The organism is Anabaena sp. FACHB-83, assembly GCF_014697485.1.
Lineage (GTDB): Bacteria > Cyanobacteriota > Cyanobacteriia > Cyanobacteriales > Nostocaceae > Nostoc_B.
The window spans coordinates 35,018-53,663 of the sequence record NZ_JACJRY010000024.1 but is presented as its reverse complement, the minus strand read 5'-3'; the positions used below and the strand labels follow the sequence as shown (position 1 = coordinate 53,663).

Below are 18,646 nucleotides of genomic sequence, written 5' to 3'. Positions count from 1 at the left end.
AAAATTGCGTAAATCATCAGGTTTAAATCGGCTAGGGAAAAGTTTAAAAATCAACTAGAATAAGCGTTTGAGATTTTAAATCCCATCCTATTCAGAATAGGCATTATAAGTTTAACTTGTAAAATTAATTACTTAATTATTAATCATCACAGTCGGAGTTGGGCAGAAGTTAGCAACTGCGATCGCAAAATTGTTCACAAAAAAGCCCATAGCCCCCAGACTGAAGTTTGGGGCTAGATAAACTATGCTTGAATAGCGGAATGCCCATTTATTTTAAGCTCTGGGCATTTTATAGTGGGATAATATACGAGGTTTTTTGACTGCTCATGGTTTGGCCGTTTAAATCCAAGTTTCGTAAACAAATTGCGCGGATTGAAATTACAGGTGCGATCGCAAGTGCAACTCGCAAACGTGTATTAGAAGCCCTCAAGACCGTAGAAGAAAAGAAATTTCCAGCTTTGCTTTTACGCATCGATAGCCCTGGGGGAACAGTAGGCGATTCCCAAGAAATATACAGCGCCCTGAAGCGACTGCGCGAAAAAATCAAAATTGTTGCTAGTTTTGGTAATATTTCCGCCTCCGGTGGAGTTTACATCGGTATGGGAGCCGAACACATCATGGCTAACCCCGGAACCATCACCGGTAGCATTGGTGTAATTCTGCGTGGTAATAACTTAGAACGCTTGCTCGACAAAATCGGTGTTTCTTTCAAAGTCATTAAGTCAGGGCCTTACAAAGACATTTTGGCATTTGATCGGGAATTAACAGAACCAGAACAACACATTCTGCAAGAATTGATTGACACCAGTTATCAGCAGTTTGTCCAAACTGTCGCCGAGGGTCGTTCTTTAGCCGTAGAAACTGTGAGAAGTTTCGCCGATGGCCGGATTTTTACCGGGCAGCAAGCTTTAGAATTGGGTGTTGTAGACCGCCTAGGAACAGAAGAAGATGCGCGTCGGTGGACAGCAGAACTAGTCGGTCTTGACCCCGAAAAAACCCCATACTTTACCCTCGAAGAACCCAAACCTTTGTTAAGTCGGATTCTACCGGGGAGTCGTCAGGTTTCATCAAGATTAGGTGCTGGTGCTGACTGGCTAGAATTTGAAATTTCTACTAGTGGTCTGCCATTGTGGTTATATAGACCATAAATGTCATTGGTTATTGGTCATTAGTCATTAGTAAAGGACAAATGACTAATAACAAAGGACAAAGGACAAATAAATTAAGGAGGATTTTTGGCGTGGAATGGCAAATGCGAGCAATTCGTGGAGCAACAACTGTTTCAGAAAATACAATTGAAGCTATGCGAGAAGCAGTTACAGAACTGCTAGATGAACTAGAACAACGCAATAAAATTCAACCACAAGACATGATTAGCGTGACTTTTTCAGTCACACGCGATTTAGATGCGATTTTCCCCGCCGCGATCGCCCGCACACGCTCTGGTTGGGATAATGTTGCAATGTTAGATGTGCAGCAAATGTACGTTGAAGGTAGTTTACAACGTTGCGTCCGCTTCTTAATTCATGCTTATTTGCCAGTCTCTGCGCCAATTCACCACATTTATTTACGTCACGCTTCTAATTTACGTCCCGACTGGAGTTTACCCCAGACTTTACATACATCACAGCCAGCAATTGAAATCCTGAATTCCTAACTGAAGTAGAGCTACGTAAATATTTATAGTTGGGAAAAGGCAGGAGGCAGGAGGGTTTTTCTTAATATAGTTTTGTTTTTTCCCACCGACTTAATTAGAGCAAATTCCCAACTTTTAGTTATCAGTTGGCTTGTGATGATGAAAGCGGATTCCTAAAAAAATGTCGTAAACAAATTCAAAAAAATCTTTTTTTTGTAATAATCCCGAAGTTTGATAACAGCCTTTTGCATCTAAAAGTGGCTTCATCACATAATATGCTGGTTGATAATTGTACCAGGGAATTGAAGGCCAAAGATGATGCACTAGGTGATAATTTTGTCCCATAATCAAGAGATTAAGAATGGGATTGGGATAGACACGGGCATTTTTCCAGCGATCGCGCTCTACAAACGGCCGATGTGGCAGATAATCAAAAAATAATCCCAATGCTATCCCAACTATAAAGGCAGGAATAAACCAAAAATTGAGAATGTAACCTAAAAATCCATACTGAACGGAAATATAGACAATAGTCACAACAATCAAGCGGCTGATAAACCACTCTAACAATTCATATTTCCGCCACAGTTTTCTTTTAAAGAAAAACACCTCATGGTATAAAAACCTCACTGCAATCAACCACAAAGGCCCCCCTGTAGAGACATAATGATCCGGGTCATCTTCGGGATGATTGACATTACCATGATGTTGCAAATGTACGCGCGTAAACACAGGAAACGCAAAAGCCAATATTAAAGCACTACCATGACCCAGCATCGCGTTAATAATCCGGTTACGATGTGCAGACTGGTGACAAGCATCGTGAATTACTGTCCCAGAGCCATGCAAAGCTAGGGTATTAATCGAAAAGCATAACCAGTGCGGCCATTCCCACAACCAGTAGCCAAAATTTGATAGCACCAGCATTGTGACAGCAGACAAAAAAATTAACATTGTCGGGCTGAAATTACCAGGAGGCTCTAAGAATTCCTTGGGTGGGATTTTCAATACTTTCTGTTCTGCCTCCAACGCCAGCATTCTTTACTCCTTACCTGCTCAAACATTACGAATATACGATCAATATTAGTAAAAAATAAAGTTTAATGAAGTTTTGTATAGCAATTTTTTATCTAAACATCTGCTTCACAGCAGATGAATAACGCTATGATTCCAAACGAAACCCAAGTATTTGCTGATGATTAGGGTGTGTCCCTCAGTTATTCAAGAGTAGAGAGAAAATATATTCCTGGGGAGAGAGGGCATCAAGTTTAGTGTACGATAACTATTCTGTTCCCTAGTTCCTAGGAATAATCCAAGGGAAATCCAGCGATTTAAATTCACAATCTTTCCCCAAATCTACCTTTTATCTGCCCCACGCTAACTGCTTAAATTGATGTGGCAGTAACTGAACACAGCATCTCCCTTAACTTACTATGACTGCTTAATAAGCTCCCTAAAATCAGCCCCTATGCAATTAAGAGATTCTCTACGTCGGACAAAAATTGTCGCTACAATTGGCCCCGCTACCAGCAGCCCAGAAATGCTCAAAGCGATTATCGAAGCAGGAGCAACCACGCTGCGCCTTAACTTTTCTCATGGTACTCATGCTGATCACCAGCGCAATATTCGCTTAATTAGGCAAACTGCTTTTGAACTTAATCAGCCAGTGGCAATTTTGCAAGACTTGCAAGGGCCAAAAATTCGTTTAGGGCGGTTTGAAGATGGGTCTATAGTTTTAGCAAAAGGCGATCGCTTCATCTTAACTAATCGCCAAGTTGTAGGTACACAAGAAATTAGCTGTGTAACCTACGAATATTTGGCAGAAGAAGTCCCAACCGGCGCGAAAATTCTCCTCGATGACGGACGAGTCGAGATGGTGGTGGAAGAAACCAATCGGGAAAAAGGTGATTTGCATTGCCGTGTAACAGTCGGTGGCAAACTATCTAACAACAAAGGTGTAAACTTTCCTGGGGTTTACCTGTCCATTAAAGCCATGACCGACAAAGACCGCGAGGACTTGATGTTTGGTCTCGACCAAGGCGTAGACTGGGTAGCACTTTCCTTTGTCCGCAACCCCCAAGATGTGATCGAAATCAAAGAATTGATTTCTAGCACAGGCAAGCAAGTACCAGTCATTGCCAAAATTGAAAAGCATGAAGCTATTGAACAAATGGAAGCTGTTCTAGCTTTGTGTGATGGCGTAATGGTTGCTAGAGGAGACTTAGGGGTTGAACTACCAGCCGAAGATGTCCCTGTATTACAAAAACGGTTAATTTCCACAGCCAACCGCTTGGGGATTCCGATTATCACCGCTACCCAAATGTTAGATAGCATGGTGAGCAATCCCCGCCCCACCCGTGCGGAAGTATCAGACGTAGCCAACGCCATTTTAGATGGTACTGATGCAGTCATGCTTTCCAACGAAACTGCCGTTGGTAGCTACCCGGTGGAAGCAGTCGCTACAATGGCGCGGATTGCTGAACGGATAGAACAAGAAGAACGGAACTCAGCCACACGCCAACTCCGAGATAGTAGACGTTCCATTCCCAACGCTATTAGCCAAGCTGTCGGTCAAATTGCTGAAAACCTTGGCGCAGCCGCAATCATGACCTTAACCCAAACTGGGGCGACGGCGCGTAACGTGTCTAAATTCCGTCCCCATACCCCTATTTTGGCGGTGACACCCCATGTCAACGTAGCGCGACAATTACAACTAGTTTGGGGTGTAAAACCACTACTAGTATTGGGACTACCTTCCACTGGTCAAACCTTCCAAGCAGCCATCAACGTCGCTCAAGAACATAAATTACTGTTTGAAGGCGATTTGGTCGTGATGACTGCTGGTACACTGCAAGGCGTTTCTGGTTCCACAGACTTAATTAAAGTTGAAGTAGTTACAGCTATATTAGGTCAAGGAATTGGACTGGGCCAAGGTTCTGTCAGTGGTCGCGCCAGAGTTGCTCAAACAGGAATGGATGTCAGCAACTTTAACCCCGGCGATATCTTAGTCGCGCCCCGCACTGGTGCTGATTTTGTCGATGCCATCCGCAAAGCCTCTGGTATTATCACTGAGGAAGAAAGCTTGACTTGTCACGCCGCCGTGATTGGCTTACGCCTGGGTGTACCTGTGATTGTTGGTGTCAAGAAAGCCACCCAAGTCATTCGTGATGGGGCGATTTTAACCTTGGATGTGCAACGGGGGTTAATTTACTCTGGCGCGGTGGGAACACCGTAAACATCACTTCGACTGCGCTCAGTGACCAAACTTCGACTGCGGAGACGCTAACGCGAACGACTGCGCTCAGTGAGCAGGAGGTTGGAGGATTTATACTTAATTGAACAAAATTAGGACTTACGCAAAAAACGAAAAAATAGGGTTTTAGAACAGGGTGCAGGGGTATGAGGGTGTAAGTATTCAAAACCTTTACACCCCCATGCCCAATCCCTACAGACAATTTTGGTGCATAAGTCCTGAAAATCTCTAACAACTCTCTGCGCCTCCGCGCACGCCAATGATGTTTCACGCAGTGGCTCCTCTGCGTGAAACATCATTGGAACAAGCCAAATATTGCTAGGACAAAAAAACAGCCGCCCCCACGAGAGAAGCAGCTGTTTTTAATTTATTTGACTACAGAGTATTAGTAATCGAAGTCGCCGCCGCCCATACCAGCGCCAGCAGCAGGAGCAGCATCTTTGGGTTCTGGTTTGTCAACAACGATACATTCGGTTGTCAACACCATACCCGCGATAGAAGCAGCGTTTTGCAGTGCAGAACGAGTTACTTTAGCGGGGTCAACGATACCAGCTGCCAACATATCAACAAATTCGTTGGTAGCTGCGTTGAAACCAACATTAAATTCTTGTTCTTTAACACGTTCAGCAATGACAGCGCCATTTTGACCTGCGTTTTCAGCAATTCTCTTCAGAGGTGCTGGTAATGCGCGAGAGACAATCAAAGCGCCAGTCAACTCTTCATCTTTGAGATTAGCTTTAGCCCACTCTTCGAGTTGAGGAGCGAGGTGAGCCAGAGTTGTACCACCACCAGGAACGATACCTTCTTCTACCGCAGCTTTGGTAGCGTTGATAGCGTCTTCGAGGCGGAGTTTCTTGTCTTTCATTTCGGTTTCGGTGGCTGCACCAACTTTGACTACAGCTACACCGCCAGCCAATTTAGCCAGACGTTCTTGTAATTTTTCTTTGTCGTAGGAAGATTCGGTTTCTTCCATTTGACGGCGAATTTGTTCGATGCGAGCTTTAACGCCAGCTTCGTTACCTTCAGCAACAATTGTGGTGTTGTCTTTGGTGATGGTGATGCGGCGAGCTTTGCCTAAACCATCAAGCTTGGTGTTTTCTAGCTTCAGACCTGCATCTTCGGTGATGAGTTGACCACCGGTGAGGATAGCGATGTCTTCTAGCATAGCTTTGCGGCGATCGCCAAATCCAGGTGCTTTTACAGCAGCTACGTTCAGCACACCACGCAGGCGGTTAACAACTAAGGTTGCTAAAGCTTCTTTTTCAATATCTTCAGCAATAATTACCAAGGGCTTGCCTTGACGTGCAACTTGCTCAAGAACAGGTACTAAATCTTGTACTAAAGCGATTTTCTTATCGGTCAGCAGTAAGTAAGGATCATCAAATACTGCTTCCATCCGCTCAGGATCAGTTGCGAAGTAAGGAGAGATATAGCCTTTGTCAAAGCGCATCCCTTCGGTGATTTCCAATTCGGTGGTCATGGATTTTCCTTCTTCCAAGGAAATTACACCTTCTTTACCCACCTTATCCATTGCTTGGGCAATCATCTGACCGACTTCATCGTCGTTACCGGCAGAGATAGAACCAACTTGAGCAATAGCTTTGGAATCTTCTACAGGACGAGCGTGTTCGGCAATTTTTTCTACCAAGAAGGTGGTAGCTTTATCAATACCGCGCTTCAACAGGATGGCGTTAGCGCCAGCTGCTACGTTCCGCAAGCCTTCTTTCACGATCGCATGAGCCAATACGGTTGCGGTTGTGGTACCATCACCCGCAGCGTCGTTGGTTTTAGAAGCCGCTTGACGAATCAAAGAAACGCCAGTGTTTTCAATATGATCTTCTAATTCGATTTCTTTTGCGATGGTCACACCGTCGTTGACGATTTGTGGTGCGCCAAATTTCTTCTCTAGAACTACGTTACGACCTTTGGGGCCGAGGGTCACAGCTACAGCCTCAGCTAAGATGTCAATGCCTCGTTCTAGGGCGCGACGTGCGTTTTCGTTGTAAATAATGCGCTTTGCCATAGTTGTTAATCTTCCTGTGTCAGTTATTTTTTGTCAGTGGTTGTTTGTCATTTGTCATTTGTCCAGGGACTTTTGACTTGTGACTTGTGACTTTTGACTAGGAAACGATTGCTAGAATGTCTTTTTCAGAGAGCAGTACATACTCTTCCGTGCCGAGTTTCACATCTGTGCCAGCATATTTGGAGTACAACACTTTGTCTCCAACTTTGACTTCTAACTCTTGACGGCTACCGTCATCGTTACGTTTGCCAGCTCCAAGAGCAACAACTTCCCCTACTTGGGGTTTTTCTTTGGCGGTGTCGGGTAAGTAAAGACCACCAGCGGTCTTTTCTTCTGATGCGCTTACTTTGACAAAAACGCGATCGCCTAAAGGTTTAACTGTAGATACGCTTAAAGATACAGCTGCCATACAAATTTCTCCAGAGTTAGCACTCTCAACTCCTGAGTGCTAATTTACCGAAGAAAAGCCTGCAATGGCAACATTTTGTGATGTACGGGTTTCCGAACTCTTGGAAGAAAGCAGGGGAGCAAGGGAGCGGAGGAGAAAACTTTCTATAAAAATTTCTCTTTGTTTCACTGCACACTACTCCCCATCTCCTCTGCACCCCTGCCCCTCTGCCCTTCTTTTCCCCACACCCTTACACCCCTAAACCCCTCCTTTCCCCACTCCCTAACCCTCAGTAATCGGAAGTTCACTTAAGTATTAGTACCTAATTAGGTTTAATTTTCTGATTTCCATCCGTAAGTTACGAATATTTTTATATGGTCAACTTTATTTGCAAAGCTTGGAAATTGTTATAGAACAGTAAACAGGGAGCTACAAATGAGTAACAATACCAAGATTCAACAACTATCACATCGACCAAACCATTAAATATGTAGACCACAAGAAAACCTTAAGTAATTGTGTAAAAATTTTAGGAATTGCCAAAAATCAGCGACATATTTTTATGTGTGCTGACCACACAGTTGCTAACTCTGGTTAACAGCAAGTTATTTGGTAGTTCTGGGAAGGCTTAAATCAGCTAATCAAGAACTCAAACTTGGTGAAAAGCGATAAAAGTTTACCCCTCTGCATCTTGACAATTCAAGACAATTGCTTGCCACTTTGTTGTTCTAGACAGATAATGGTTTTCTGCTCGGATGGTGGTGTCTGGTATCGCCAAGCAAATTTGCAAGTTACTGAGAGGATCATCCAAACATACTTGATCGGCATAATGGTGGTAGAAGATTTGCATTTTTAACCCATCTTTGCCGGAAATTCCCCTACTTGCTTGTTAACATCTGATAAGGCTTCACATCCGCAGGATATAGTAAAGCAGTACGCTGATGAAAGTGCAGGTTGTTATAAAGCTGGGGTCATCACAAGCCAATACTTACTAGTGAATGGCAGATGATTATTATTCAATCAGTGTTTTTTCACCCGTACCTTTCAAAGCGATATATAATAGCGCATTATAATTACTACTGCTCTACGTATCCTTACCGGACTTTTGCCAATGAGTTAGTGGTCTTAAATAAGGTGAGAACCGCTTTTGAGACTTCGAGGACGCAAAGGCAAGTTAAGTGGGAAAAAAGACAACATCTCGATAAATCCACCATTATTAAGGATAACCATTCAAGACCTTGATGGATCGAAGCGCGACAAGTGCCACTGCTATGAAAGAGCCCAGCATGAAAGATCACAAACGCCTTCTACTAATTGATGACGACCCTAACCTCATCTTGCTGGTAAAGGATTACTTGGAATTTAGAGGATATGAAGTCGTCACTGCTGAAAATGGACGCGAAGCTCTGGAAATTCTAGAGCATGATGTTCCAGATATGATCATCTGTGACGTAATGATGCCGGAAATGGACGGTTACACTTTTGTGGAACAAGTCCGGCAAAACGAACGTACTAGTTGGATTCCTGTTTTATTCCTATCAGCCAAGGGACAAAGTGCAGACCGAGTTAAAGGTTTAAATAAAGGCGCTGACGTATATATGGTCAAGCCTTTTGAGCCAGAAGAACTCGTAGCACAAGTAGAATCTTCGCTGAAACAAACTATCCGTTGGAAGGAACACCAAGCCAAAGGCGGGGAAAACGGTTCTCGTATTCAAGTTCCTTTTGATGTGCAGCTAACTCCAACCGAACTGAAAGTAGTACAGTTCGTAGCCAGGGGTTTAGCGAACCGAGAAATTGCTGAAGAATTAAACGTTAGTCAGCGTACCGTTGAAAGCCATGTGTCCAATATGTTGGGCAAAACCAATCTCCATAACCGCACTGAATTAGCGCGGTGGGCGATTGAAAACCAAATGGCTTAAAAGGCTTTCAGCATTCAGCCGTCAGCTTTTGACTGTTTAACCTGACTGCTGATAGCTGAAAGCTGGTATATCAGCTAGTACTCATGAAAGAGAGACTAGAGACTAAGTACTAGAGGCTGGAGACAAAAGAGCAGTATTTTTACTCAGCATTTAGCACTTAGTACTCAGCACTTTTTCAGTTCAGCACAGCTGCTTTTCAACAGTTAAATAAAAAAGCAGCTAAATCCTGATAAAATGCGCCAATCTCAGCAACAGCGCACCCCATTGAACAATCAGTCATCCCAAGAGTCAGTGACTTCAGGAATTATTACTGGTTAATAGTTATTGAAAGTACAGCACAAATGGTGTGATTGCATCTACCCTCCTTGGGGTAATCTCTTTTTAGATTTTGGATTGGGATCGGCTTTGCATCAGTGCTAAGACATAACGAAAATGCGGAAATGGTGAATCCTGCAAGCAATCCACTGCATCACTTGACCCAAAGATTAAAAGCGATCGCCTGTACGATGTTAGGGCGATCGCTTTTAGTTTTAATATGACTGACGCAATGAGAAAAAATCAAGGGTCTATAGGAGGGTGTGGGGGTTTAGGGGTGTATCCAAAACCTTTACACCCTCACACCCAACCTTGGTGCGTAAGCCCAGATAACTTAAGCCGCAGGTTCCAACAATTGAATATTCGAGAAAATAAATTCTTGAATATTCAGATGTCCATTGGTTTCGGTGCGAATTTCTCGACGGTTGAGAATAAAGTATTTACCTACTTTTTCATATTCATCGGTAAATTCGCTTCTACCACCCTTCTGTTCGCCAGTGTTGGGGTCATGGTAAACAGAGTCATAAGTGTGGGATAAGTAGCCTTCGCCAGTGTCATGACTGCTGAAAGTGTTGATAGTCACGACCACGCCATGAATGTGACGGTGAACTAAGCTAACTTCGTTATTGCGGACTTTATATTTATCGCCAGTACCTTTACCACCAAGGATGATTTCGACTGCATCGCTTAAGTCGGTGTCACCATAGCTAAAAGTATTTTCGCCGTGGGTTTGTTCAAAACTACGACGGACACGGTGAATGGCAATTTCCCAAGCTTGACCGTGGATAGCTTTTTTAACGGCTTCGTCTTCTACTCCCAGAACTTCTGCTTTGAGTTCAGCATTGATGATGACTTTACCTGTAATAACTTTATCGTCATACTTATAGGTAACATCTGCGGTATAACCAGGGAAATTATTATCCCATGTGTAACGGTTTTCATAAGCAGCCCGGAAAAGTTCCTGAGCAGAGAGTTTGGTAACTGTCATGTGCTTCTCCTAGCGTATCCAGTGATAATAGCGTTTTATTCTTGCTGGTATTAGCATAGATGTAATTGTCGAGCAGAGCATAGTCCCCAATCGGGTACACTTATGGCTAATTCTCTTCATGCTGTATTTGGTGCGATCGCTAGTGTCCGTAATGAGCAAGAATTACATCTAGCTCTCAAGGATAAAATTAGCGACCATTTTGGCGTGCAGCATTGGGGTATTTATCTTTTAGATGAAACAGCACCAACCGAAATTGATATTCCCGCTATTCCCTCAGTATGTTTAGAGGGGAACCCTGTCGGACGCTATGTTGTTGAGCGTCACGCTCCCGCCCATGAGCAATTATTATTGTCTCCAGGCGACTGGAAAAATTTTTGCTCTCGTTCTGACCACGAACACGTCATGACAGGGCCGATTGTTTGCGATGGTCAGTTAGTTGGTACTTTACACTTAGCACGCGATCGCGGCAAGCCTGCCTTTGATGGCAACGATTTAGCTGATTTGAGTGCTGTATGCTTGCATTTGTCTGCTAAACTCGCCACTTTAAGGGCAAAACCCACAATTTCGCCTTTAGTTAGCCGCCTGACACCACGCGAGTTAGAAATCGCGGAATTGGTAGCCCAAGGTTTAACTAACGCCGAAATTGGTGAAAAACTCTGGATTACGCAAAACTCAGTTAAGCAAGCTTTAAAGCGGATGTTTCGCAAGCTAGAAGTATCAGCACGGGCGGAAATGGTAGCAAAATTACAGGATGTTTTAGTCTAAATTAATACTATCCTCGGCGATTGGAAATCGCAGCTACACAGGCAAAACCCACACTTCGACAAGCTCAGTGACCTCCTGCGCGGGTTAAAAACCAAGGATTTTTTTCAGTCCGCGCAGGCGGACTTTGTTTGTGTAGTAGTGAATTCTATTCGCCCGATACTCTTAGATAATGATGTGCGATCGCCCATAATTAAATACTAATATGACTCGCCCGCCAATTCTTCAACCTGGTGCAAGCTATACCTTTAGCAAATATTTTGAATTACCTTACGCGCCAGCCGACATTCTTGCAGAATTTGATTTTAAATACGAACGCAAGCAGCTGGACTTACCAAGATATGAAGAGAAACTGAATTGTTTAGAATTTTTGAGTCGTTATTTGCAACGTAATTTAACCTACGTCAACCCAATTAGTGAAACTGCAAGACGAGAAGTATTAATTGCACCCACACTACTAGAAATTTGTGCCGAAACTCACGCTCAATTAAATATTGAATATCCTGTTAATGTAAATGAAAAATTAAAAGGAAGCTTTGATTACTACATCAACGGTGATGTGGGAATGTTAGTAGTTGAAGCTAAACAATCTGATTTAGGACGGGGCTTTACTCAATTAGCAGTTGAATTAATTGCACTTGACCAATGGATAGAATCAACAACGCCAATTTTATATGGTGCAGTGACTACAGGAGAAGACTGGCGATTTGGAATATTACACCGTCAAGAAAAGATAATTTCGCAAGATTTGAAACTTTATAGGGTTCCTGAAGAATTGGAGGAATTGTTAAGGGTTTTAGTTGGAATTATTGTTACAAGCTGACCTCGATGAAAACCAGAATTTTTAGTCTCGCGCATAGACGCGGTAGCGGCTTCCCGCACGGTAGACGCAAAGATTTCTTAGTACAAGATTATAAGCTAGTCAAAAGAATAACCTGCGAAGAAGATTTCAAATGGTTCGTCTTCATCGTAAATGATTATGTATCTCCCTTCACCTCGTCCAATACTATCCCAAAACTCTTCACAAGCATCTGGCTGTTCTTCTTCTACAAGAATTGATTGCACCATTTGAAGCGTTGGTTTATCAGTGCCAAACCATCTGATTAAATCATCGGTAGAGACTGGACAAACAGCAAATGTTTCAGGATGATCTGTAACCGCAAACATATCTAAAATAGAAGCTGTTCCATCAGGTTCTACATTAGCAACGGCTTCATCTATACTCTTTGGATTAAATTCACTACCATAGTAGTTTCCAGCTTTAAATTCTTGCTGACGCAAATTTTGTAATGTAAAATTTACATTTTCTTCGTAAGGCACAAAATAGTGCCAAGGTTCTGCGCCCATTTTATATTTAACTCCTAATCTAGTATCTATCAAAAATTATTATTGATAGTTATATCCTAGATTTTGGATGAGGCAATATATTTAAGATTAAACTTTTTGTAAAAGTTATTATTTGCGAGCTTTTCTTTGCGCTTTTGCGCCTACCCTGCGGGAAGCCGCTATCGCGTCTATGCGCGAGACAAAAAAATATTTATGCAAGAGGTCTATTAATGATGCGATATCTGGTGACAAGCCGCTTTGCATCTACGCACACAACAAACATAAAAACCACAGGTAAAATTAACCGTAACCTGTGGTTGTGAATTTAAACTAGACGCGAGCTATGGTGACAATTTCTAACTGATCCTGATATTTACCCTGTCTTGCTTCATAACTAATCGCACAGGGTTCTCCTTCTAAAAAGAGCAATTGTACTACACCTTCATTAGCATATATACGACAGTCAGCACTAGAAGAATTGGAAAATTCTAAGGTTAAATGACCGCGCCACGCCGCTTCCGCAGGAGTTAGGTTGGCGATTATGCCGCAATTATGCACGAAAACTCCTGCTTCTAAGGCAAAATTACCTGCTTCTGGTACTGTTAAACAATAAACATCGTGAATACCAGGTACTTCTTTTACAGAGGTAACTTTGTGGTTTTTGACAGAATGAGTTTGTGATAAACCTCTAAACGATTGTATAACGTCTGGAAATCTTCTAAATACAGAGCGATCGCAATTAAGTAATCGAGCCGCACCACGAATAGAACCTGTTTGATCTAGCGCCGAACGCACAACATCAGCAGTAATTTCATGACGAGTCTTGGAAGCATCTGCTAGTTGTTTCATCAATTGGGATTGCTGATAACGTCTTGTACCGTCATCTTTTGCCCAAGCTTGTTTACTCAGTTCTCCTGTTAAAGCTCTAGCTGTGGGATTTTTGTAATACTCAATCATCGCATCACGATGTGCTTGCCGAGTATCATCAGAACAATTTCTTCTCCCTTCAATTACTCTTTGGCGGATTTCTTCATATTTGGCATCATGCCAGAAATTGAAAGCTTTTTCTTTTTGCTGTTGAGAAAACATTGCATTCCAATCAGCATTTTGTTTGAGTCTGGTAAAAGCTTCTCTGATAGATTCTCCATGTTCATCAGGGTCAAATTCATCGCCATAGTTTTCCTGATTGTGTAATCGAATGTGTGCCGAGGCATCCATTCTCACAATATTCCAAGGATTATTATTTAAACGATTAAAATCAACATGATGGCGGTGAGTGTTAGGCGTATTCTCGTAAATTCCGTAATATAAATTCCACTCATCACTCAATCGATGAGTCGGATAAAGATGACCGTTAAGCGGTTGATACACCATCTCATAACCACGAGCAACCTGACGGTAAAGAGGCATTAAAGAATCTTGTGGTTTGAGAGTATGAGCCTCAACCATTCGACCATCTCTAGTCATAAAAAGATGATCTGGTGTACAAAATATTGATTCGTTATTGTCTAAAGTTACTTCCAATAAAGAATCTCGCCCAATATATCTGGGATTTTCTAGTAAAGTGACTATTATTCTTCCGTGTTGACCAATACTATAGCCCCAAAATTTTTCTCCATTTTCAGAGCGTTCAGCCATTTCTTCTAGCGTTGGGGATGTGCCATCCACTAGAGCTACACGAGTATCACCTCTAAAGCACCTTGCATACGTGCTTTTACCTATACAAACTACTGTAATATTATCTGGAACCTCTAGTCGTTCTAAAGCAACGCCCAGCCCATAGCTGTGAGCAGGCAAAATAAAATAACTGCCATTGACATCTGTATGCAGTGGTGTTGACTCTAAATTGTGCGGATTAAAGTTTTTGGGGTCAACCACAGTTCCCGGTATGTGGCGAAAAATCCGAAACTCAGCCGGGGAGAGGCGAATATCGTAGCCATAAGAAGAAAGACCGTAGCTGATAACGGGTTGAGCATCTACAGATGTTTCTTTCTGCACTTTTCGGATTAAGCTTGGCTCAAAGGGTGAAATCATCCCTTGTTGAGCCATTTCGGTAATCCATTTATCGTTCTTAATCACAAGTTCACAGGTAATTCCAACCGAACTACTAGAATATCGTGAACGGAGTATTTTGTTTAGGGGCGATCGCTCCGGCGAATCTCGGTGATTTGGTCAGCGACATCTAATAAGGATTTGGGCATTTCTGGGCCTGTGAGAATGATATCGATGTGGGGCGGACGTTTTGCCAGAAACTCTAAAACATCGGCTTCAGGAATCAAGCCAAAGTTGATGGCTAAACTTAACTCATCTAAAACTACCAAGGAATATTTACCTTCGTAGACGACATTTTGAGTATGTTGCCATAATTTTTGTAAAGCTTGGTTTTCGGCTTCGTCTAGTTGTGGTGTATCGATACAGCGAGGCAAATCACAGCGTATCCAGTCGAGATGCTGTCCTAACTGAATTGGTTTGTCCTGTCCTTGACCGATACCGCCTTTAAGAAACTGTACTACTAATACAGATGTGCCTTGACCAGCAATTCTCAAGGCTTGCGCCATAACAGTAGTGAAAAAGTTACGGTGAGAACTGGTGAAAACCTGCACAAGCCCTTCTACTGGATTTGGTAAGGAAATGGTCGAATTGGTGCTGAAAGATTCTAACTGGGCAACCATAAGGAAAATTTAGAAAATTACAAAAAAATAAATATGTTCTGTTGAGAGTGGTTCAAATCTATTTATATGATTAACCTGATTTTGACAAGGGTGTTCTGAGGAAAGGGAAATAGGGAGTAGAGAGTAGGGAATGGGTAAGGCTGGAACGGAAAAGTCATCCAAAATCCAACATTGGGATGAGATAAGTACTCACCCAGCGTTCATCACACACTTTCTTTCCCTGTTCCCTGTTCCTTACCTCCAATAATGAATTTAATTTTGTACTACTACTTATTGACATTTTTGTTTTTTGGATGAAACTAGTCGCAACACGATCGCAAAATTTGGAGCCATGAATGAAATTAGCCGAGTCTCATCAGAACTCTGAATTTGGAAAAAACAGAGTAGAATGTTGTGAATTTTACCAGATGAGGAGTGAAATCAAGTGAAATTAGTGATTCTGGGAGGTTCAGGATCAGGTAAAAGCACTCAAGCGCAAAGGCTGGGCAGACACTTTGATATACCTCAGATTTCTACGGGTGAAATTTTACGGGAAGCGATCGCTAACTATAGCGAACTTGGTCGCCATGCACAACCCTACGTAGCCAGAGGCGAGTTAGTTCCCGATGAAATGATGATTGAATTAATGCGCCTGCGCCTGACCAAGCCTGATGTTGGTTGTGGTTGGATATTAGAAGGTTATCCCCGCACTGCCTTTCAATCGGAAGAACTAGATTTTTTATTGGATACTCTAGGACAGAAACTCGACTGGGCAATTTATTTACAAGTCCCACAAGCCGTCATGGTTAGCCGTTCCTTGGGGCGTTCTCTTCCAGATGACCAACCAGAAATCGTCCAGCGTCGTGTAGAACTCTTTTACGATCGCACTATCCCCATCCTAGAATATTACGATCGTCGCCGCCGCCTGTTAACCATCAACGGCGATCAACCACCCGATATGGTCGAACAGAATATTTTGAATTTGCTGTTGAGTGCTGAGTGCTGAGTGTCGTAAACTTCGACTTCGCTCAGTGTGCATTTTGAGTCAAAAGATAAAATTTCAGATTGCAAATTTCAGACTTCACACTTCCCACAGTATTCTAATAGGAAAATCTTGAGGCAAATTCAATGGCATGGCAGCGTCCCGATGGCAGACAACCTTACGAACTCCGTCCTGTAAGCTTTCAGTCTGGCTTTACTCGCTTTGCGCCTGGTTCAGTGTTAGCTAGATGCGGCGATACTCAGGTACTTTGTAATGTCAGCGTGACTGAGGGAGTACCGAGATTTTTAACGGGAAGTGGCAAAGGTTGGTTAACGGCTGAGTACCGAATGTTACCCGCCGCCACCCAGCAACGCCAGGAAAGGGAATTGTTGAAATTGTCGGGAAGGACGCAAGAAATTCAACGGTTAATCGGACGTAGCTTAAGAGCTACCTTAGATTTTGAAGCTTTAGGAGAACGTACCATCACTGTAGATGCTGATGTTTTGCAAGCCGATGCAGGAACCAGAACCACAGCCATTACAGGTGGTTTTGTGGCTTTAGCGCAGGCAATTTCGCAATTATTACAGCGCGGGGTGTTAGAGCGATCGCCTTTATCTGGACAAGTAGCAGCCGTTTCTGTAGGCTTATTAGACGGTGAACCATATCTAGATTTAAACTACCCAGAAGACGTGGCCGCTACAGTCGATTTCAACGTTGTTATGGATAATCGCCTGGGAATTATTGAAGTTCAAGGAACAGCAGAAGAAGGTAGTTTTACTCGCACTCAGTTAAATCAGTTGTTAGATTTTGCCGAAAAAGGTATTCAACAATTATTAATTGCTCAACGTGAGGCTATTCCTAATTGGGAAAAACTTTATCAAGTCTGAAGCATGAAATTTTGTCTTGTGACTCAGCACTTTGACATAACTTTATGACTCAAAGCCTACATAACACCAATTTAAGAAAAGAATGCGACAGATAGAAATTAGGAAAGTCTACTGGAGCTAGATTTCTTAATTGCGTTAGCGAGGAATGAGCGTCGCGTCATTGCGAATTGCGAATTGCGAATTGGTATAAACTAGTGGACTGTCTAGCCTTAAATGTTGCAATATATTTTGGATTCAATTGAGATAAATCAATGTTTTCCACTTTTTACTAATGCACTATTTTAGTCCTGTCACGCTACTACTAGCTGAGAAACGCTGTATACATCTCTAACTTAATTTATGTCGCAACCATAAAGCTAATAAAGGTAACGCTAGTCTATAACCATGTTCAGCATTATAAATTAAACCTTTGTGCTGCAATCCAATTAGGGAACCTTGCAGACTACCACCTCTAGACAGACCATGTTTTTGAATGTATTCTTTACTTTGTGGCTTATCTGTAGGATCTAAAGCCAAAGATTCTAAAAGATGTAACTGATTTGCTGGCAATAACATCACTAAAGATTCAAAAGTTAAAGATAAATCTTTCAGTAAACCTTCTATTGCTTGCTGCACAGCAAATTCACTAATTAAAGCATCATTACCAGAAAAAGTTTGTAAGCGACGAATGATCGCCATTGCATCACCAATATGTCCTTGTACAGCATCTAAAAATAATTGCAGTGCCTGAGAACGAGAATCAAATTTCAGTCCTTGTGTATGTAATGTTTCTCGCGCCCATAATGCTAAAACTTCTCTAGGTAAAGGTGCTAACTGGATAGTTTCTAAAGGATAGTTGGTCTCATCTGTATGATGGCTACTCTCAGCGATGGTTGCTACTAAAACATAGCTGACATGAGTATGCACATTAATTTCTCTCCTAAATGTACCCTCCCACAAACCATTCCGATCCCAAGAACGAATATGGGGAAAACTCTGCAAAATCAACACCACACGCTGATTTAAATTCACAGCCATGATTTGCAGCAAATTGAGCAAAATTTCAAATGCTTGCCATTGTTGCTTTTGGTTTAAAGAACGCAATAGCTTGAGCTTCCTTTCTGGATGATAGATGAAAAACTCATTGCCAAAGTTGTTTACCCAGTCTTGAATTGCTGTTGCTTGCCAGTTTTGACTAATCGCTTCCGCCAGCAGTTGGATAAATCTATCCCCATCAGTAGCGCGGATGCAGTCTATCTCCAAAACTATCGCCCCAACTTCTTGGGCTGCTGTTCGTACCAGAGTTCGCCTTCCACTACCAGGAACCCCAGTAATTAGCAAGTCTCCATCTTGGGCTAATACTTCTACAATCCTCTGAAATTCTAGCGATCGCCCAATTAGTTGTAAAGGCGTAGACAAATCTAAATTCACGTACTTTTTGCCTTGAGTTTTTATCCCCACTGTAAGGGCAAGCATACTCACTTCGATGTTCACTTCGCAACCATTGAACATAACTATGATTTGTATCAATTTTAAT

At 42.4% G+C, this 18,646-nt stretch carries 18 protein-coding genes; 9 read left to right on the top strand and 9 right to left on the bottom strand.

The genetic code is table 11. The features are described 5' to 3' along the window. Nucleotides 1–326: 326 nt before the first annotated feature. Entirely contained in the window at nt 327–1,148 is an 822-nt protein-coding gene (sppA, locus tag H6G79_RS23950) for a signal peptide peptidase SppA (protein WP_190592382.1), read from the top strand. Between the two features lie 92 nt (nt 1,149–1,240). Continuing rightward, entirely contained in the window at nt 1,241–1,657 is a 417-nt protein-coding gene (gene aroH / locus H6G79_RS23945; protein WP_062287729.1) for a chorismate mutase, read from the top strand. 114 nt (nt 1,658–1,771) lie between these two features. On the opposite strand, the gene crtR is transcribed toward aroH, so the two are convergent. Beyond that, complete coding sequence (crtR, locus tag H6G79_RS23940) at nt 1,772–2,674, bottom strand: beta-carotene hydroxylase (protein WP_190592383.1); 903 nt, start codon at nt 2,672–2,674, stop codon at nt 1,772–1,774. Between the two features lie 430 nt (nt 2,675–3,104). Here crtR and pyk point away from each other — a divergent pair, with 430 nt between their 5' ends. Beyond that, a complete protein-coding gene (gene pyk / locus H6G79_RS23935; protein ID WP_190592384.1) occupies nt 3,105–4,871 on the top strand; it encodes a pyruvate kinase in 1,767 nt (588 codons plus the stop codon). A gap of 403 nt (nt 4,872–5,274) precedes the next feature. Here pyk and groL read toward each other — a convergent pair whose 3' ends face one another. From groL to H6G79_RS23920, 3 genes are all read right to left on the bottom strand, one after another. Then, the gene (groL, locus tag H6G79_RS23930; RefSeq protein ID WP_190592385.1) at nt 5,275–6,912 is read right to left on the bottom strand and encodes a chaperonin GroEL; all 1,638 of its coding nucleotides are present in this window, start codon (nt 6,910–6,912) and stop codon (nt 5,275–5,277) included. A 97-nt stretch (nt 6,913–7,009) separates the two neighbouring features. After that, nucleotides 7,010–7,321 (bottom strand): co-chaperone GroES, encoded by a 312-nt coding sequence (gene groES, locus H6G79_RS23925; protein ID WP_190592386.1) that lies wholly within the window; start codon nt 7,319–7,321, stop codon nt 7,010–7,012. A 655-nt stretch (nt 7,322–7,976) separates the two neighbouring features. Next, the gene (locus H6G79_RS23920; RefSeq protein ID WP_190592387.1) at nt 7,977–8,150 is read right to left on the bottom strand and encodes a hypothetical protein; all 174 of its coding nucleotides are present in this window, start codon (nt 8,148–8,150) and stop codon (nt 7,977–7,979) included. A gap of 391 nt (nt 8,151–8,541) precedes the next feature. On the opposite strand from H6G79_RS23920, the gene H6G79_RS23915 reads away from it, so the two are divergent. Then, nucleotides 8,542–9,219: a response regulator transcription factor gene (locus H6G79_RS23915; RefSeq protein WP_015113911.1), complete on the top strand. Its 678-nt coding sequence runs from the start codon at nt 8,542–8,544 to the stop codon at nt 9,217–9,219. Nucleotides 9,220–9,632: 413 nt separating this feature from the next. Beyond that, nucleotides 9,633–9,758, top strand: a complete 126-nt coding sequence (locus H6G79_RS37445) for a hypothetical protein (RefSeq protein ID WP_277877317.1) — start codon at nt 9,633–9,635, stop codon at nt 9,756–9,758. Nucleotides 9,759–9,868: 110 nt separating this feature from the next. Here the strand turns inward: H6G79_RS37445 and H6G79_RS23910 are convergent, their stop codons facing one another. Further along, complete coding sequence (locus tag H6G79_RS23910) at nt 9,869–10,522, bottom strand: DUF3386 domain-containing protein (RefSeq protein WP_190592388.1); 654 nt, start codon at nt 10,520–10,522, stop codon at nt 9,869–9,871. A 102-nt stretch (nt 10,523–10,624) separates the two neighbouring features. On the opposite strand from H6G79_RS23910, the gene H6G79_RS23905 reads away from it, so the two are divergent. Further along, complete coding sequence (locus H6G79_RS23905) at nt 10,625–11,287, top strand: LuxR C-terminal-related transcriptional regulator (protein ID WP_190592389.1); 663 nt, start codon at nt 10,625–10,627, stop codon at nt 11,285–11,287. Nucleotides 11,288–11,489: 202 nt separating this feature from the next. Continuing rightward, the gene (locus H6G79_RS23900; protein ID WP_190592390.1) at nt 11,490–12,107 is read left to right on the top strand and encodes a hypothetical protein; all 618 of its coding nucleotides are present in this window, start codon (nt 11,490–11,492) and stop codon (nt 12,105–12,107) included. A 95-nt stretch (nt 12,108–12,202) separates the two neighbouring features. On the opposite strand, the gene H6G79_RS23895 is transcribed toward H6G79_RS23900, so the two are convergent. From H6G79_RS23895 to H6G79_RS23885, 3 genes are all read right to left on the bottom strand, one after another. Further along, nucleotides 12,203–12,631 carry a hypothetical protein gene (locus H6G79_RS23895; RefSeq protein ID WP_206757512.1) on the bottom strand — a complete coding sequence of 143 codons (429 nt, stop codon included), beginning with the start codon at nt 12,629–12,631 and terminating at the stop codon, nt 12,203–12,205. A 309-nt stretch (nt 12,632–12,940) separates the two neighbouring features. Continuing rightward, nucleotides 12,941–14,689 (bottom strand): dCTP deaminase domain-containing protein, encoded by a 1,749-nt coding sequence (locus H6G79_RS36925; RefSeq protein WP_190592392.1) that lies wholly within the window; start codon nt 14,687–14,689, stop codon nt 12,941–12,943. A gap of 56 nt (nt 14,690–14,745) precedes the next feature. Beyond that, nucleotides 14,746–15,282, bottom strand: coding sequence for a P-loop NTPase family protein (locus tag H6G79_RS23885; protein ID WP_190592393.1), 537 nt, complete (start codon nt 15,280–15,282; stop codon nt 14,746–14,748). Between the two features lie 424 nt (nt 15,283–15,706). Between H6G79_RS23885 and H6G79_RS23880 the strand changes: the two genes are divergently transcribed. Both H6G79_RS23880 and rph read left to right on the top strand, forming a co-directional pair. After that, the gene (locus tag H6G79_RS23880) at nt 15,707–16,267 is read left to right on the top strand and encodes a nucleoside monophosphate kinase (RefSeq protein ID WP_190592394.1); all 561 of its coding nucleotides are present in this window, start codon (nt 15,707–15,709) and stop codon (nt 16,265–16,267) included. 122 nt (nt 16,268–16,389) lie between these two features. Continuing rightward, nucleotides 16,390–17,130, top strand: coding sequence for a ribonuclease PH (gene rph, locus H6G79_RS23875; RefSeq protein WP_190592395.1), 741 nt, complete (start codon nt 16,390–16,392; stop codon nt 17,128–17,130). Between the two features lie 327 nt (nt 17,131–17,457). Here the strand turns inward: rph and H6G79_RS23870 are convergent, their stop codons facing one another. After that, nucleotides 17,458–18,585 carry an ATP-binding protein gene (locus tag H6G79_RS23870; RefSeq protein ID WP_190592396.1) on the bottom strand — a complete coding sequence of 376 codons (1,128 nt, stop codon included), beginning with the start codon at nt 18,583–18,585 and terminating at the stop codon, nt 17,458–17,460. Nucleotides 18,586–18,646: the final 61 nt, after the last annotated feature.

Coding starts and splice junctions, on each gene's coding strand:
- pyk (WP_190592384.1), top strand. CDS start 3,105: ATGCAATTAAGAGATTCTCTACGTCGGACAAAAATTGTCGCTACAATT.
- H6G79_RS23910 (WP_190592388.1), bottom strand. CDS start 10,522: ATGACAGTTACCAAACTCTCTGCTCAGGAACTTTTCCGGGCTGCTTAT.
- H6G79_RS23885 (WP_190592393.1), bottom strand. CDS start 15,282: ATGGTTGCCCAGTTAGAATCTTTCAGCACCAATTCGACCATTTCCTTA.
- H6G79_RS23895 (WP_206757512.1), bottom strand. CDS start 12,631: ATGGGCGCAGAACCTTGGCACTATTTTGTGCCTTACGAAGAAAATGTA.
- H6G79_RS23870 (WP_190592396.1), bottom strand. CDS start 18,585: ATGCTTGCCCTTACAGTGGGGATAAAAACTCAAGGCAAAAAGTACGTG.
- groES (WP_190592386.1), bottom strand. CDS start 7,321: ATGGCAGCTGTATCTTTAAGCGTATCTACAGTTAAACCTTTAGGCGAT.
- H6G79_RS23920 (WP_190592387.1), bottom strand. CDS start 8,150: ATGCAAATCTTCTACCACCATTATGCCGATCAAGTATGTTTGGATGAT.
- H6G79_RS23900 (WP_190592390.1), top strand. CDS start 11,490: ATGACTCGCCCGCCAATTCTTCAACCTGGTGCAAGCTATACCTTTAGC.
- sppA (WP_190592382.1), top strand. CDS start 327: ATGGTTTGGCCGTTTAAATCCAAGTTTCGTAAACAAATTGCGCGGATT.
- H6G79_RS23905 (WP_190592389.1), top strand. CDS start 10,625: ATGGCTAATTCTCTTCATGCTGTATTTGGTGCGATCGCTAGTGTCCGT.
- groL (WP_190592385.1), bottom strand. CDS start 6,912: ATGGCAAAGCGCATTATTTACAACGAAAACGCACGTCGCGCCCTAGAA.
- crtR (WP_190592383.1), bottom strand. CDS start 2,674: ATGCTGGCGTTGGAGGCAGAACAGAAAGTATTGAAAATCCCACCCAAG.
- rph (WP_190592395.1), top strand. CDS start 16,390: ATGGCATGGCAGCGTCCCGATGGCAGACAACCTTACGAACTCCGTCCT.
- H6G79_RS23915 (WP_015113911.1), top strand. CDS start 8,542: ATGGATCGAAGCGCGACAAGTGCCACTGCTATGAAAGAGCCCAGCATG.